We start from the raw sequence: 14970 nt of genomic DNA, 5'->3' as shown, positions 1-14970 counted from the left end.
GGTCAACCTTGTATCTGTTTGAAAGCCTCAATCAACTGATTGAAAAATACTTGCCTGAGGAGCAAATCAAGCGCCTCAAGCAAGCTTATCTCGTCGCGCGTGATGCCCACGAGGGTCAGACACGCTCCAGCGGTGAACCTTACATCACCCATCCTGTTGCCGTTGCCTGCATTCTGGCCGAGATGAAACTCGACCATGAAACGCTGATGGCAGCGCTGCTGCATGACGTGATCGAAGATACACCCGCCACTTACCAGGATATGGAACAGCTGTTTGGCAAAAGCGTGGCCGAACTGGTGGAAGGCGTGTCGAAACTCGACAAGCTGAAGTTCCGCGACAAGAAAGAAGCGCAGGCTGAAAACTTCCGCAAAATGATTATGGCGATGGTGCAGGATATCCGCGTCATTCTGATCAAGCTGGCTGACCGCACGCACAACATGCGCACGCTCGGTGCGTTGCGACCGGATAAGAAACGTCGTATCGCACTGGAAACGCTGGAGATTTACAGTCCTCTGGCGCACCGACTTGGTATTCATCACCTGAAAACAGAGTTGGAAGAACTCGGCTTTGAAGCCCTCTATCCAAATCGTTTCCGCGTGATAAAAGAGGTGGTGAAAGCGGCACGCGGTAATCGTAAAGAGATGATTCAGAAGATCCTTTCTGAAATCGACGGGCGCTTACAGGAAGCGGGTATTCCCTGCCGTGTCAGTGGCCGCGAGAAGCATCTTTATTCGATCTACCGCAAAATGCACCTGAAAGAGCAGCGATTCCACTCGATCATGGATATTTATGCCTTTCGCGTTATCGTGAAAGACCTGGATACCTGTTATCGCGTGCTCGGTCAGATGCACAGCCTGTACAAACCGCGTCCTGGACGCGTCAAAGATTACATCGCTATTCCCAAGGCCAACGGCTATCAATCACTGCATACATCAATGATTGGCCCGCACGGCGTGCCCGTTGAAGTGCAAATCCGTACCGAAGATATGGATCAGATGGCGGAGATGGGGGTAGCGGCACACTGGGCTTATAAAGAGGCCGGTGAAAGCGGCACGACCGCACAGATTCGCGCCCAGCGCTGGCTGCAAAGCCTGCTGGAGCTGCAACAAAGCGCCGGTAGCTCGTTTGAATTTATCGAGAGCGTGAAATCCGATCTCTTCCCGGATGAGATCTACGTCTTCACGCCGGAAGGCCGTATCGTCGAACTGCCTGCTGGCGCCACACCGGTAGACTTCGCTTACGCCGTGCACACCGATATTGGCCATGCCTGTGTGGGCGCCCGCGTCGATCGCCAGCCTTATCCGCTGTCGCAATCGCTAACCAGCGGCCAAACTATTGAAATTATCACCGCGCCTGGCGCACGTCCGAATGCGGCGTGGCTTAACTTTGTGGTGAGTTCAAAAGCGCGCGCCAAGATTCGTCAGCTGCTGAAAAACCTCAAACGCGAAGACTCCGTCAACCTTGGCCGTCGTCTGTTGAGCCATGCGCTCGGCGGCAGCAAGAAGCTGGCAGAGATCCCGCCGGAAAATATTCAGCACGAGCTGGAGCGTATGAAGCTGACCAGCATTGACGATTTGCTGGCGGAGATCGGCCTCGGCAACGCCATGAGCGTGGTCGTGGCGAAAAACCTGCTGCAGTCGGGTGCTGAGCAGCCGCAAAGCAATAGCAAACGCAAAAAGCTGCCGATCAAAGGTGCTGATGGCGTATTGATTACCTTTGCCAAGTGCTGTCGTCCGATTCCTGGCGATCCGATTGTCGCGCACGTCAGCCCGGGTAAAGGTCTGGTGGTGCATCACGAATCCTGTCGTAACATCCGTGGCTATCAGAAAGAGCCCGAGAAGTTCATGCCGGTTGAGTGGGACAAGGTTATCGACCAGGAGTTTGTCGCGGAAATTAAGGTGGATATGTTCAACCATCAGGGCGCACTGGCGAACCTGACGGCGGCTATCAACACAGCGGGATCCAACATCCAAAGTATTAACACGGAAGAGCGCGACGGCCGTGTTTACAGCGCCTTTATCCGTCTCACCGCGAACGACCGCGTCCATCTGGCCAATATTATGCGTAAAATCCGCGTGATGCCAGATGTGATTAAAGTTCACCGTAACCGTAATTAATGCATGAACGCTCAACGTTTTGCTCGTATCCAGGAAATGCTGGCCATGCGCCAGCACGACCTCACCGTGTGCATGGAGCAGGTCCATAAGCCGCATAATGTCTCGGCGGTGATTCGTACTGCTGACGCGGTCGGCATCCATGAAGTGCACGCCGTCTGGCCTAGCGTGCGCATGCGCACCATGGTATCTGCTTCAGCGGGCAGCAACAGTTGGGTGAAAGTGCAGACGCATCGTCATATCGCAGAAGCCGTGCGTCACTTGAAAGATCAGGGGATGCAGGTGCTGGCGACCAATCTGTCGGCCAATGCAGTGGATTTTCGCGAGATCGATTACACCAAACCGACCTGCATTCTGATGGGGCAGGAAAAAACCGGCATCACCGCTGAAGCGCTGGCGCTCGCCGATCAAGACATCATTGTGCCGATGGTGGGCATGGTGCAGTCACTCAACGTTTCCGTCGCCTCCGCGCTGATTCTGTATGAAGCGCAGCGTCAACGGCAGAACGCCGGCATGTACAAACGTCAGCACAGCTTGCTTGATGCCGATGAACAGCAGCGTTTGCTGTTTGAAGGCGGTTATCCGGTGCTTGCACGCGTGGCGAAGCAAAAAGGTCTGCCTTATCCGCATATCAACGCCCAGGGCGAGGTGGAAGCCGATGCCGACTGGTGGGCCACCATGCAATCCACAGGTAAAAAATGAAAGGCCGTCTGCTGGATGCCATACCGCTCAGTACCCTGACCGGCGTCGGCGCCAGTCAGGCGGGAAAACTGGCTAAACTCAGCCTGTTCACTATTCAGGATTTGCTGCTGCATCTGCCGCTGCGCTACGAAGATCGCACCCAACTCTATAAGATTAATGACCTGCTGCCGGGCGTCTGGTCCACGGTGGAAGGTGAAGTGCTACACAGTGAGATTACCTTTGGCCGCCGCCGCATGCTGGTGTGCCAGATCAGTGATGGCAGCGGCGTGCTGACCATGCGCTTCTTCAATTTCAATGCCGGGATGAAAAACAGTCTGGCGCCAGGCCGCCGCGTCACCGCTTATGGCGAAATCAAACGTGGTCAGCGCGGTGCTGAAATTATTCATCCCGAGTATCGCGTGCAGGGCGAACAGGGCGGCGTCGAGCTACAGGAAACCCTGACACCGGTCTATCCCACCACTGAAGGCATTCGTCAGGCCACGCTGCGCAATCTCACCGATCAAGCGCTGACGTTGCTGGAAAGCTGCCCGATTGCCGAGTTGCTGCCGTCAGAACTGAGCGGTGGCTTGATGAGTTTGCCGGATGCCCTGCGCACGCTGCATCGTCCGCCACCCGATTTACGTCTGAGCGAGCTGGAAACCGGTCGCCATCCCGCACAAAAGCGCTTAATCCTTGAAGAGCTGCTGGCGCACAACCTCAGCATGCTGGCGGTTCGTGCCGGTGCTCAACGTCATCATGCGTTGCCGATGCCTGCTAAGCATAATCTGGTGAATCAATTGCTGGCCGCGCTGCCCTTCTCACCCACCGGCGCGCAAAAACGCGTGGTTGAGGAGATCGAGCGCGATTTAGCCAACGACTTCCCAATGATGCGTCTGGTGCAGGGCGATGTGGGATCGGGCAAAACGCTGGTCGCGGCGCTGGCGGCGCTGAATGTCATTGCGCATGGCAAACAGGTGGCGCTGATGGCGCCGACCGAGCTGCTGGCCGAGCAGCATGCCAACAATTTCCGCCAGTGGTTTGCGCCGCTGGGCATTGAAGTGGGTTGGCTGGCTGGCAAGCAAAAAGGCAAAGCACGTGAAGCCCAGCAGGAAGCGATTGCCAGCGGACAGGTAGCGATGGTGGTCGGCACGCATGCGCTGTTCCAGGAGCAGGTCAAATTCAACGGCATGGCGCTGGTGATCATTGATGAGCAACATCGCTTCGGCGTGCATCAACGTCTTGCGCTATGGGAAAAAGGTGAAGAGCAGGGTTTCCATCCGCATCAGCTGATCATGACCGCCACGCCGATTCCGCGTACCCTGGCGATGACCGCCTATGCCGACCTCGACACCTCCACCATCGACGAATTACCGCCTGGCCGCACACCGGTCACCACAGTGGCCATTCCTGACAGTCGCCGCGGCGATATTATTGAGCGGGTGAAAAACGCCTGCCATGAAGGTCGCCAGGCTTACTGGGTCTGTACGCTGATTGAAGAGTCAGATGTACTGGAAGCACAAGCGGCGGAAGCCACCTGGGAAGAGTTGAAACTCGCGCTGCCTGGCTTGCAGGTTGGGCTGGTGCACGGCCGCATGAAACCGGCAGAAAAACAGGCGGTCATGGCGGCCTTCAAAGCCAACGAGATTCAGTTACTGGTCGCGACGACGGTGATTGAAGTCGGAGTAGACGTGCCCAACGCCAGCCTGATGATCATCGAAAACCCGGAACGTTTGGGCCTGGCTCAGCTGCATCAGCTGCGCGGTCGCGTGGGCCGTGGCGCAGTCGCCTCGCATTGCGTGCTGCTGTATAAAGCGCCGCTCAGCAAAACCGCGCAGAAGCGTTTGCAGGTACTGCGCGACAGCAACGATGGCTTCGTCATCGCTCAGCACGACCTGGAAATTCGCGGTCCCGGTGAATTACTTGGTACGCGCCAGACCGGTAATGCGGAGTTTAAGGTTGCAGACTTACTGCGCGATCAGGGCATGATCCCAGAAGTGCAACGCGTGGCACGCCATATCCACCAGCACTATCCAGAACAGGCGCAGGCGTTGATTGAACGCTGGCTGCCAGAGACCGAGCGCTACAGCAACGCTTAAAAATGGGCAAAAGACGGCGTGTTAAAGAGCCAACACGATGCCCGCCCTTACTCACTACGATCGATCGCCATAAAATCCCCGACAAATTTCTGCAACAGACGCGCCAGCTCGGTGCGCTCGCTATCCTGCCAGTTCTCAAACAGATGCTGATAAATCTGCGCCCGTGCGGCATCGATTTTATCCGTCATCGCTTTGCCAGTGGCGGTAATGACCGCTTCGTTTACGCGTTTGTCTTTGGCATTTTTCTGTCGTTGCGCTAACCCCAGCTCTTCCAGTTTCGCCACCTGACGGCTCACGGTGGTGTAATCGCGTCCGGCGCGCTCTGCCAGTTCCACCACGCCAATCGGTCCAAAGCGGCCAATCTGAATCAGCAGCGGAAATAGCGCACGATCGAGTTGAATATTGGACTCTTTTATTAGTAATTCATCACGTTGCGGGCGATTAAAAGTACCCACAATCATCAGCAGCGCATTATGCAGATCGTCGAACTCTGCACTATTATGTGTATTTTGCACACTTTTCATTGACGTTATCCCGAGGCAGAACTAATGTGTGCATATTACACATAGTTCCCGATTATCTGAAGGAGAAAGCATGAAAGCAGCTATCGTTTCTGCAGCGGGCGAACAGCCGGTTTACGCTGATTTCCCTGAACCGCAAGCCGATGAACAACATGTTATTGTCAGCGTTAAAGCGGCTGCCGTCAGTCAGCTGGCGAAAGCACGCGCTTCTGGCAAACACTACAGCGCCACCACGCATTACCCTTTTATCACCGGCATTGACGGCACCGGTACACTCAGCAACGGCGATCCGGTCTATTTTCTCGCCTTTGATGCGCCCTGGGGCAGCATGGCGGAAAGAACCCTGGTTCCAGCCACTGCCATTGTGCCTCTGCCCGCCTCACTCGATCCGGTGCTGGCTGCCGCCATCGCCAATCCGGGCATGTCCTCCTGGGCAGCATTGACACGTCGGGCGCAGTTGCAGCCAGGTGAAACGGTGCTGATCAATGGCGCCACCGGCACCTCAGGTGGACTAGCGGTACGCATTGCCCGCCATCTCGGCGCGGGCAAAATCATCGCCACTGGTCGCAATCGTGAAGTACTGGATCAACTGCGTGCCCAGGGCGCGGACATCACCCTGACGCTGGATGAGCTGCCCGGCGCACTGCCTGCACTGATGAAAGAAGGCATCGGTATCGTGCTGGATTACCTGTGGGGCCAGAGTGCACTTGATATCATGCAGGCGGCTGTCGCGGGTGGAGAGAAAGCGGTGCGCTTCGTGCAAATCGGCTCGCTGAGTGGCCAGGAAATCACCCTGCACAGCAAGCTGTTGCGCTCATCGGGTCTGACATTAATGGGCAGCGGTCTGGGCAGCGTATCCGAAGCGGATCTGATCGCCTGCATCAACGAAATGTTGAACGCCGCGGCGGAGAGTGATTTTTCGGTCGCTTTCCAGATGCGCCCGTTGAGTGAAGTGACTCAGGCATGGCAGGAAGATGATAGCCGCAGCCGTACCGTGTTTACTCTTTAAATCAATGCAAGTGAAAAGGGGCATTGCAAACGATTGCTTTCACAACGCAACCGTTTAAAATCGCCCCTTTGTTGTCATTGAGAACGCGCACCATGTCCGTCAATACCGCTGAATCTCATCAGTCAGCCCGTACAAAGAGTGAACTGATTTACCGCCTCGAAGATCGTCCACCGTTGCCACAAACGCTGTTTGCTGCCTGTCAGCATCTGCTGGCGATGTTCGTTGCTGTGATTACCCCTGCACTGTTGATCTGCCAGGCGCTGGGCTTACCGGCTCAGGATACGCAGCACATTATCAGCATGTCGCTATTTGCATCGGGTGTGGCTTCGATCCTGCAAATCAAAACCTGGGGGCCAGTAGGTTCTGGTTTACTGTCGATTCAGGGCACCAGCTTTAACTTTGTGACACCGCTGATTATGGGTGGCATGGCGCTGAAAAATGGCGGTGCCGATGTCCCGACCATGATGGCCGCGCTGTTCGGTACGTTGATGGTGGCGTCCTGTACCGAAATGGTGCTGTCACGCGTTCTGCATCTGGCGCGTCGTATTATTACCCCGCTGGTTTCCGGCATTGTGGTGATGATTATTGGCCTGTCACTGATTCAGGTCGGCCTGACCTCGATTGGCGGTGGCTTCGCGGCGATGAGCGATCACACTTTCGGCGCACCAAAGAACCTGCTGCTGGCTGGCGCGGTATTGGTGGTGATTATCCTGCTCAACCGTCAGCGCAATCCCTACCTGCGTGTGGCTTCACTGGTGATCGCGATGGCGGTCGGTTATGCGTTGGCATGGGCGCTGGATATGCTGCCTGCCACTAGCGCGCCCACCGATCAACCGCTGGTGGCGGTGCCGACACCGCTTTATTACGGTCTCGGTTTTGACTGGAACCTGCTGATCCCGTTGATGCTGGTGTTTATGGTGACCTCGCTGGAAACCATCGGCGATATCACTGCCACCTCGGATGTGTCAGAGCAACCGGTGAGCGGCCCACTGTATATGAAGCGCTTAAAAGGCGGCGTGCTGGCTAATGGCCTCAACTCATTTGTATCCGCATTGTTCAATACGTTTCCGAACTCCTGCTTTGGGCAGAACAACGGCGTGATCCAATTGACCGGCGTTGCCAGCCGTTATGTGGGCTTTGTCGTGGCGCTGATGCTGATTGTGCTCGGCCTGTTCCCGGCGGTGAGTGGTTTCGTGCAGCACATTCCTGAGCCAGTACTGGGTGGTGCCACCATCGTGATGTTTGGCACGATTGCGGCATCGGGTGTACGCATCGTTTCGCGCGAGCCGCTGAACCGTCGCGCCATTATGATCATCGCACTGTCGCTGGCCGTTGGCCTGGGTGTTTCACAGCAACCGCTGATTCTGCAATTCGCCCCGGAATGGCTGAAAACCCTGCTCTCCTCAGGCATTGCTGCCGGTGGTATCACCGCAATCGTGCTTAACCTCGTCTTTCCACAGGAAAAGTAACCCTTAAGGCAGGCTACGGCCTGCCTGTTATTTATCCGCTTTTACATCCAGGCTGTTGAGCTGTAACGGTAATTCAGGCATAACAACCTCTTACCGGATAAATATCGGGATGGATGGATGCGATGAAATTTTTAGGCAAGTTTTTCCTTACCTTACTGCTGCTGATTCTGCTGGGGCTGGTTGTCCTGTATGTCTTGCTGCAGACACAGTGGGGCGCAGGTTGGTTTAGCCGTTGGGTAAGTGATAAGACCGCCTGGCATCTTTCCCTCAGCAAGATAGAGCACAACTTCTCTTCTCCCTCGCACATCATGCTGGATGATTTCAGCTTTGGGCACGATGGTCAGCCAGCGGTGTTGGTGGCCAAGCGCGTCGATCTTGGACTGGCGCTGGTGCAATTCAGTGACTGGCTGCATTTTGATAGCATCGACGTGCGTGATGGCGAGATTAACCTCGCGAATCAGACGCCCGATACCACGCTGCCTATCCAGGCCAATCGCCTGCAACTGAACAACGTGCGCATTGATAGCCCGCACAGCATGCTGCCGATGAACGCTGAACGGGTTAATGGCGGAATTATCCCGTGGAAACCGACCCCGACGGATATGCTGGGCAGCGATGCACAGTTCCAGATGAGCGCAGGCAAGCTGACGCTGAATGGTGTTCCGGGCAACAATGTGCTGCTGCAGGGAAGTGTGAAGCAGCACCGCATGATATTCAGCAATATTGGGGCCGATCTCGCGCGTGGTTCGATAACCGGCAACGCCGAGCGCGACGCGCAGGGTAACTGGAAGATTGATCAGCTACGTCTTAACGATATCCGCCTGCAGACCCATCAAAATCTGAGTGATTTCCTCAATCCTCTGCGCGACGTGCCGTCAGTGAGCATCAATCGCCTGGATATGACCGATGCCCGACTGCAAGGGCCCGATTGGGCTGTCACCGACCTCGATTTAACCCTGAAGAACATCACGCTGCGTGGAGATGACTGGCAAAGCGATGATGGCTCACTGTCGATGAATGCCGGTAACTTCATTAATGGTGGCTTTGAGCTGAACGATCCGATTGTTAATGCCAACTTCTCGGCGCAGGGCATTGAATTGGCCCAGTTCAGTTCACGTTGGGCCAATGGCGTGATCCGTGCCAGCGGCAACTGGACGCGCAGCGATAAACGCCTGACGCTGAATGATTTAGCCATTGCCGGGCTGGAATATACCTTACCGCAGAACTGGCGCGACCGCTGGCAGCAAGCATTGCCATCATGGCTGGATAGCGTGCTGGTGACACACGCTACGGCCAATCGTAATCTGGTGATCGACATCAACCCTGCTTTCCCATTCCAGATGACCGCGCTGGATGGTAACGCCGATAACCTGCTACTGGCACGCCAGCATCAGTGGGGAATCTGGGGCGGTAAAGCGAGCTTTAACGCGGCGGAAGCAACGTTTAATCGCACCGATCTGCGCCATCCCTCCATTGCCTTTAATGCTAACGATCAGCAGATTCAGGTGACGGAAATGAGCGCCTTCAACGGTAACGGTTTGCTGGAAGGGACGGCGAGTGTTGGCCAGGATGCACAGCGTCCATTGACGCTGAATCTCAAAGGTCAGGCGGTGCCCGCCAATGTGTTGCAGAACTGGGGCTGGCCTGCGTTGCCTCTTAGCGGCAACAGTAATCTTTTGCTACAGGTGAAAGGTTCATTGAGTGCTGCCGCGCCATTGCGCCAAAGTGTTGAGGGTAATGTATCCGTGACCACCGATACACAATCGGTGCAGCAGACGATGCATGCGGGTCAGGTTCAATAGATTTTCAGCAAACGGTAGCGATGCGAGGAATGCCGCGTATCAGTAGCGACACCCTGTCGCTCACCGATGCGCCATTCTTCGCGCTGCTACCGATTAAGGTTGAAGATGGCTACAACGTAATCTGCACGCATTAATTAATGCGTGCACCCGAGCCACCCTCTTCTAATGCACCCTCTGCATCGGCTGGCAGTACGATATATACCCCTTCAAACACCGCACCCAGCTCATCGTCACCAAACAGTTCCACTTCCATCTGCACGCGTGCTTTACGACCACGCGCCAAACGGTCAAGGTCGCCACTCAGTGATCCCAGATCGGCAATCGCACCCGGACGCCCACTAATGGGCTTACTGTAACGAATATGAGCATCGGCAAGGATGATAGTGCCGCCGAGATGCCGCTCGCGCAGTAATAGCCAAATCAGCCCCCAGCCTGTGAGCGTAGCCAGTGAGAACAAACTGCCAGCGAATAACGTGTGGTGCGGGTTCTGGTTACCGGTTTCTGGCATGGTAGTAACGAACTTCTGCCCGGTATATTGCAGAATGCGCACGCCCATTTTTTCACTCAGCGGAATATGCTCGTACCAGGCCTGCTGCAACTGACCACACCAGTCAGCGCGATGCAGAATGTCATCCAGTGTCACCACCGGTTTGATCATCAGGAAATGGCGCACCGGCGTGGTTTGTGGCGCGGTGATTTCTCCCTGATTGACATAGCCCAGCTTGGCGAAGAACTCCACGGCGTCTTCACGCGCGCTACAGGTCACGCGCTTCGCCCCCTCCTGACGCGCAACGGATTCCAGCGTCATCGCCACCAGCGTCCCTAATCCTTTGCCCTGCACCGAAGGGTGTACGGCCAGGAAGCGGATGGCCGCTTCGTTTTCCGCATTGATATAGAGACGGCCAACCGCAACAGGATCGCCCTGCTCATCGACCACCATCTGATGATGCGCCAGCGCATCCCAGGCATCACGTTCAGAGCCCTGCGGCTGACGCAGCGGCTTACGTAACATTTCCCAGCGGAACTGATAATAAGTATCCAGTTCTTCCGCCGTTTGCGGCACACGAAGATGATACATAAAGTGATTCTCTCGTTCGGAGCTTGCGTGGCTGATCCCTGGCCGCTCGGCTGAAAACCTCACACCTGCAACCAGAAGGTCACTGGACCATCATTCACCAGTGAAACCTGCATGTTGGCAGCAAAACGACCGTTTGCCGTGGTCACACCCTGTGCCCGGCAACAATCGCTGAAATGGTAATAGAGACGTTCGGCTTCCGCCGGTTCGGCACCACCTGAGAATGAGGGACGCATGCCTTTGTTGGTGTCGGCGGCAAGAGTGAATTGCGAAACCACCAGCACGCTGCCACCGGCCTGCTGTACGTTCAGGTTCATTTTGTCGTTCTCATCACCGAAGATGCGATAACCCAGCACACGTTCAGACAACCGCTGGGCCTTTTGTTCGTCATCGCCCTTTTCCACCCCTAACAACACCAGCAAACCGGCGTCAATCTCACCCACCGTCGCGTCATCCACCACGACGCTGGCGCGACTGACGCGCTGAATCAAAGCAATCATGTTTCCTCTCGTTCTTTTTCGCGTTCCTGCTGTTTTAGCTGGCGATAGTCATCCAGGGTGACGGTGATTTCCGCGCCTAACAACACAATACACCAGGTCCAGTAAACCCATAAAAACAGAATCGGGATGACTGCCAGTACGCCGTAAATTAATTGATACGAAGGGAACATCGTAACATAGAGCGCAAACCCTTTTTTGCCCAGCTCAAACAACAGCCCGGCGACAATCGCACCGATCAGCGCATCACGCGTTGGCACACGGCGCGTCGGGACGATGCTATAGAGCAACCAGAACGCGAGGATGGCGAGCACCAGAGGGAAGATGCGTAACACCTGATCGATAAGGCTGGTGACGCCGGTGACGTTGACCCAGCGTAGCGATAATAAGTAAGAGCTGATGGCCAGACTGGCACCGGCCAGTATCGGGCCCAGCGTCAGGATCATCCAGTAGACGGCAAAGGAGTAAACCATTGGTCGTGGTTTAGTACTGCGCCAGATCGCGTTGAGTGCGCTGTCTACCGAGTGCATTAGCAACAGCGCAGTCACGATCAATCCGACAATCCCCACCGCTGTCATTTTATTGACGTTGGCCACAAACTGGTCGAGATAGCGCTGGATAACGTCACCGGCTGCCGGCATAAAGTTGCTGAAGATGAAATGCTTAAGCTGGACGCTGATCTCCGAAAACATCGGGAAAGCAGCAAAAAGCGCAAACACCACGGCGATCAGCGGCACCAAAGCCAGCAATGAGACGTAGGCCAGATTCCCGGCCTGCGTCGTCATGTTGTCTTCATCAACACGGCGCCAGAGCAGTTTAACCCACAGGAAAAACGCGTGTGCCGAGTGACGCAAATGGTTACGTGTTACCACTCAGCGACGGCTCGCGAACCAGTCCGGCACGGTTTTCGCGTCTTCCACCAGCACGCTCTCTATACCTAGCGCGCGCGCGGCATCAATGTTGGCGCGATTATCATCAAAGAACACCGCTTGATCGGCGGTATAGCCTTCGTGCTCAAGCACATATTGATAGATACGCGCTTCTGGCTTACGCATGCCTATGTCTTGCGACATATAGACGTGATCGGCGGCCTGTTGCACTTCCGGATACTGCGTTGGCCAGAACTCAAAGTGCAACTGATTGGTGTTGGACAGGATTACCACGCGCTCACCGTTGGCGCGCAGTGTGTTCATGATCGCCAGCGTTTCCGGACGCACCCCGACAAACACCGCCTGCCAGCCCGCGGTGAATTGCGGATAGCTTAAGGCGATATCCAGTTGATCACAGATACGCGCCGCAAACTCGGGATCGCTGATCTCACCACGTTCGTGTTTCTCGAACGCCTCATCCATCTGGAAGCGACTTTGTAAGGTCGCCAGCGGCACACGTCCCAGGTCACTCCAGACGCCGAGCACGCGATTAAAATCGATATCAACAATCACATTGCCTAAATCAAAGATGTACAGCATGACGCCTCTCCTTCTATTCCCTGGATCATTCACTTTAGCGGCAAAAAGCATGACTGAACAGGTACGATGAGGGGGAAATAAGCGTTCTGGAATCGGGGACAACTTTCACAAAGCGAGCGTTGCAGCGGGTTGCAGGCACAAAAAAGCCCCGCGATGCGGGGCTTAAATATCAGACTGTTTCGCTTACTCTTTACCGCCGCGAGACGCACGCTTACGGTCGTTCTCGGTCAGGTGACGTTTACGAATACGGACTGACTGCGGAGTCACTTCTACCAGTTCGTCATCATCGATGAACTCGATAGCCTGCTCCAGCGTCATTTTCTGCGGTGGAACCAGAGTGGTCGCTTCGTCAGTACCTGACGCACGCATGTTGGTCAGTTTCTTACCGGTCAGGCAGTTAACTGTCAGGTCGTTAGAACGGCTGTGAATACCGATGATCTGGCCTTCATAAACCTCAGCACCGTGACCCAGGAACAGCTTACCGCGATCCTGCAGGCTGAACAGTGCGAATGCGACTGCTTTACCCTGGCCGTTAGAGATCAGTACACCGTTCTGACGCTGGCCCACTTCGCCTGGACGCACATCGTCGTAGTGGCTGAAGGTGGAGTACAGCAGGCCAGTACCTGAAGTCATGGTCATGAATTCGTTACGGAAGCCGATCAGGCCGCGGCTTGGGATCATGTAGTCGAGACGTACACGGCCTTTGCCATCTGGATCCATATTTTTCAGATCGCCTTTACGCTCACCCATCGCCTGCATCACAGAACCCTGGTGGGTTTCTTCGATGTCGAGGGTCACGTTTTCGAATGGCTCTTGTTTACGGCCTTCGAATTCGCGGAAGATAACTTTCGGACGGGATACCGCCAGTTCGAAACCTTCACGACGCATGTTCTCGATCAGAACAGACAAGTGCAGCTCACCACGACCAGACACACGGAATGCGTCTGAATCTTCGGTTTCTTCAACACGCAGTGCCACGTTGTGCACCAGCTCTTTGTTCAGACGCTCCAGGATCTGGCGCGAAGTCACATACTTACCTTCTTTACCGCAGAAAGGTGAAGTGTTGACGTTAAAGAACATGGTTACGGTTGGCTCATCAACGCTCAGGGCTGGCAGCGCTTCAACCTTCTGCGTGTCGCAGATGGTGTCAGAGATGTTCAGCTCGCCCAGACCGGTCACAGCGATGATATCGCCTGCTTCAGCCTCGGCACTCTCGATACGTTCCAGACCCAGGTGGCCCAGTACTTTACCGACTTTACCGTTACGGGTTTTGCCTTCGCTATCAATGATAGTGACTTGCTGGTTCGGCTTGATTTTACCGCGCTTGATGCGGCCAATGCCGATAACGCCCAGGTAGTTGTTGTAGTCCAGCTGCGAGATCTGCATCTGCAGTGGGGCTTCAACTTCAACCTGTGGTGGAGAAACACGATCCACAATCGCCTGATACAGCGGGGTCATGTCGTCTGCCATGTCGTTGTGATCCAGACCGGCGATACCATTCAGCGCTGACGCATAAATGATAGGGAAGTCCAGCTGCTCGTCAGTCGCGTCGAGGTTAACGAACAGGTCAAACACCTGATCAACAACCCAATCAGGACGCGCGCCCGGACGGTCAACTTTGTTGATGACTACAATCGGCTTCAAACCATGAGCAAAGGCTTTTTTGGTTACGAAGCGGGTTTGCGGCATAGGGCCATCCATCGCATCTACAACCAGCAGCACCGAATCCACCATGGACATAACACGTTCCACTTCACCACCGAAGTCGGCGTGTCCTGGGGTATCAACGATGTTGATACGGTAGTCGTTCCATTTGATGGCGGTGTTTTTTGCGAGGATGGTAATCCCACGCTCTTTCTCCAAATCGTTGGAGTCCATTACGCGCTCAGTCGCTTCGGTACGAGCATCAAAAGTACCGGACTGTTGTAACAGCTTGTCAACCAGGGTGGTCTTACCATGGTCAACGTGCGCGATGATGGCGATGTTACGCAAATTTTCGATCACAGCTTTGCCTCAGGCATTATAGAAATAACGCGGTATTGTACACGGATTAAGCGAAAGACTGAACATGATCACAGTATTCCCTTAAAGTTTATCTTAGTGCTGTTTTTTAGCACCAATAACGGTGCATTAATCTGCACTGCGATGGGGTTTTGCACCTTTTTGGGGCGAAAATTAATCTATGAAGCACCAAATTAGTGCGCATCATCCATACTGGTGCAGTGACCGACTCACGA

Annotated in this window: 12 protein-coding genes; 6 read left to right on the top strand and 6 right to left on the bottom strand. The window is 54.9% G+C overall.

Features of this window, described 5'->3' with window-relative positions; all coding sequences use genetic code 11:
- Positions 1-8 precede the first annotated feature (8 nt).
- Genes spoT through recG form a run of 3 tightly spaced genes read left to right on the top strand, consistent with a single transcriptional unit; the run spans position 9 to position 4891 of the window.
- Positions 9-2117 (top strand): bifunctional GTP diphosphokinase/guanosine-3',5'-bis pyrophosphate 3'-pyrophosphohydrolase, encoded by a 2109-nt coding sequence (gene spoT / locus WFP70_RS16230; protein ID WP_337023840.1) that lies wholly within the window; start codon positions 9-11, stop codon positions 2115-2117.
- A gap of 3 nt (positions 2118-2120) precedes the next feature.
- Positions 2121-2816, top strand: a complete 696-nt coding sequence (trmH, locus tag WFP70_RS16225; protein WP_034823857.1) for a tRNA (guanosine(18)-2'-O)-methyltransferase TrmH — start codon at positions 2121-2123, stop codon at positions 2814-2816.
- Positions 2813-4891, top strand: coding sequence for an ATP-dependent DNA helicase RecG (gene recG / locus WFP70_RS16220; protein WP_097119644.1), 2079 nt, complete (start codon positions 2813-2815; stop codon positions 4889-4891). The genes trmH and recG overlap by 4 nt, the downstream gene beginning before the upstream one ends.
- A gap of 47 nt (positions 4892-4938) precedes the next feature.
- On the opposite strand, the gene WFP70_RS16215 is transcribed toward recG, so the two are convergent.
- Positions 4939-5415: a MarR family winged helix-turn-helix transcriptional regulator gene (locus WFP70_RS16215; RefSeq protein ID WP_097119643.1), complete on the bottom strand. Its 477-nt coding sequence runs from the start codon at positions 5413-5415 to the stop codon at positions 4939-4941.
- A gap of 70 nt (positions 5416-5485) precedes the next feature.
- On the opposite strand from WFP70_RS16215, the gene WFP70_RS16210 reads away from it, so the two are divergent.
- From WFP70_RS16210 to WFP70_RS16200, 3 genes are all read left to right on the top strand, one after another.
- Positions 5486-6421: a quinone oxidoreductase family protein gene (locus tag WFP70_RS16210; RefSeq protein ID WP_337023839.1), complete on the top strand. Its 936-nt coding sequence runs from the start codon at positions 5486-5488 to the stop codon at positions 6419-6421.
- A gap of 92 nt (positions 6422-6513) precedes the next feature.
- Complete coding sequence (locus WFP70_RS16205; RefSeq protein ID WP_337023838.1) at positions 6514-7890, top strand: nucleobase:cation symporter-2 family protein; 1377 nt, start codon at positions 6514-6516, stop codon at positions 7888-7890.
- Between the two features lie 122 nt (positions 7891-8012).
- The gene (locus WFP70_RS16200; RefSeq protein WP_337023837.1) at positions 8013-9692 is read left to right on the top strand and encodes an AsmA family protein; all 1680 of its coding nucleotides are present in this window, start codon (positions 8013-8015) and stop codon (positions 9690-9692) included.
- Positions 9693-9822: 130 nt separating this feature from the next.
- Here the strand turns inward: WFP70_RS16200 and fabY are convergent, their stop codons facing one another.
- From fabY to typA, 5 genes are all read right to left on the bottom strand, one after another.
- Entirely contained in the window at positions 9823-10770 is a 948-nt protein-coding gene (gene fabY / locus WFP70_RS16195) for a fatty acid biosynthesis protein FabY (protein WP_034823865.1), read from the bottom strand.
- Between the two features lie 59 nt (positions 10771-10829).
- Entirely contained in the window at positions 10830-11267 is a 438-nt protein-coding gene (dtd, locus tag WFP70_RS16190; protein WP_160869025.1) for a D-aminoacyl-tRNA deacylase, read from the bottom strand.
- Positions 11264-12136 (bottom strand): virulence factor BrkB family protein, encoded by an 873-nt coding sequence (locus WFP70_RS16185; RefSeq protein WP_038644010.1) that lies wholly within the window; start codon positions 12134-12136, stop codon positions 11264-11266. Before WFP70_RS16185 ends, dtd begins: the two co-directional genes overlap by 4 nt.
- Positions 12137-12733, bottom strand: coding sequence for a glucose-1-phosphatase (yihX, locus tag WFP70_RS16180; protein WP_038644008.1), 597 nt, complete (start codon positions 12731-12733; stop codon positions 12137-12139).
- Between the two features lie 183 nt (positions 12734-12916).
- A complete protein-coding gene (gene typA, locus WFP70_RS16175; protein ID WP_034823899.1) occupies positions 12917-14737 on the bottom strand; it encodes a ribosome-dependent GTPase TypA in 1821 nt (606 codons plus the stop codon).
- Positions 14738-14970 lie beyond the last annotated feature (233 nt).

It is taken from the genome of Pantoea sp. USMM079 (genome assembly GCF_037153115.1).
GTDB lineage: Bacteria > Pseudomonadota > Gammaproteobacteria > Enterobacterales > Enterobacteriaceae > Pantoea > Pantoea communis.
This window is presented reverse-complemented; position numbering and strand designations above follow the sequence as displayed.

Coding starts and splice junctions, on each gene's coding strand:
- trmH (WP_034823857.1), top strand. CDS start 2,121: ATGAACGCTCAACGTTTTGCTCGTATCCAGGAAATGCTGGCCATGCGC.
- recG (WP_097119644.1), top strand. CDS start 2,813: ATGAAAGGCCGTCTGCTGGATGCCATACCGCTCAGTACCCTGACCGGC.
- WFP70_RS16215 (WP_097119643.1), bottom strand. CDS start 5,415: ATGAAAAGTGTGCAAAATACACATAATAGTGCAGAGTTCGACGATCTG.
- WFP70_RS16210 (WP_337023839.1), top strand. CDS start 5,486: ATGAAAGCAGCTATCGTTTCTGCAGCGGGCGAACAGCCGGTTTACGCT.
- WFP70_RS16205 (WP_337023838.1), top strand. CDS start 6,514: ATGTCCGTCAATACCGCTGAATCTCATCAGTCAGCCCGTACAAAGAGT.
- WFP70_RS16200 (WP_337023837.1), top strand. CDS start 8,013: ATGAAATTTTTAGGCAAGTTTTTCCTTACCTTACTGCTGCTGATTCTG.
- fabY (WP_034823865.1), bottom strand. CDS start 10,770: ATGTATCATCTTCGTGTGCCGCAAACGGCGGAAGAACTGGATACTTAT.
- dtd (WP_160869025.1), bottom strand. CDS start 11,267: ATGATTGCTTTGATTCAGCGCGTCAGTCGCGCCAGCGTCGTGGTGGAT.
- yihX (WP_038644008.1), bottom strand. CDS start 12,733: ATGCTGTACATCTTTGATTTAGGCAATGTGATTGTTGATATCGATTTT.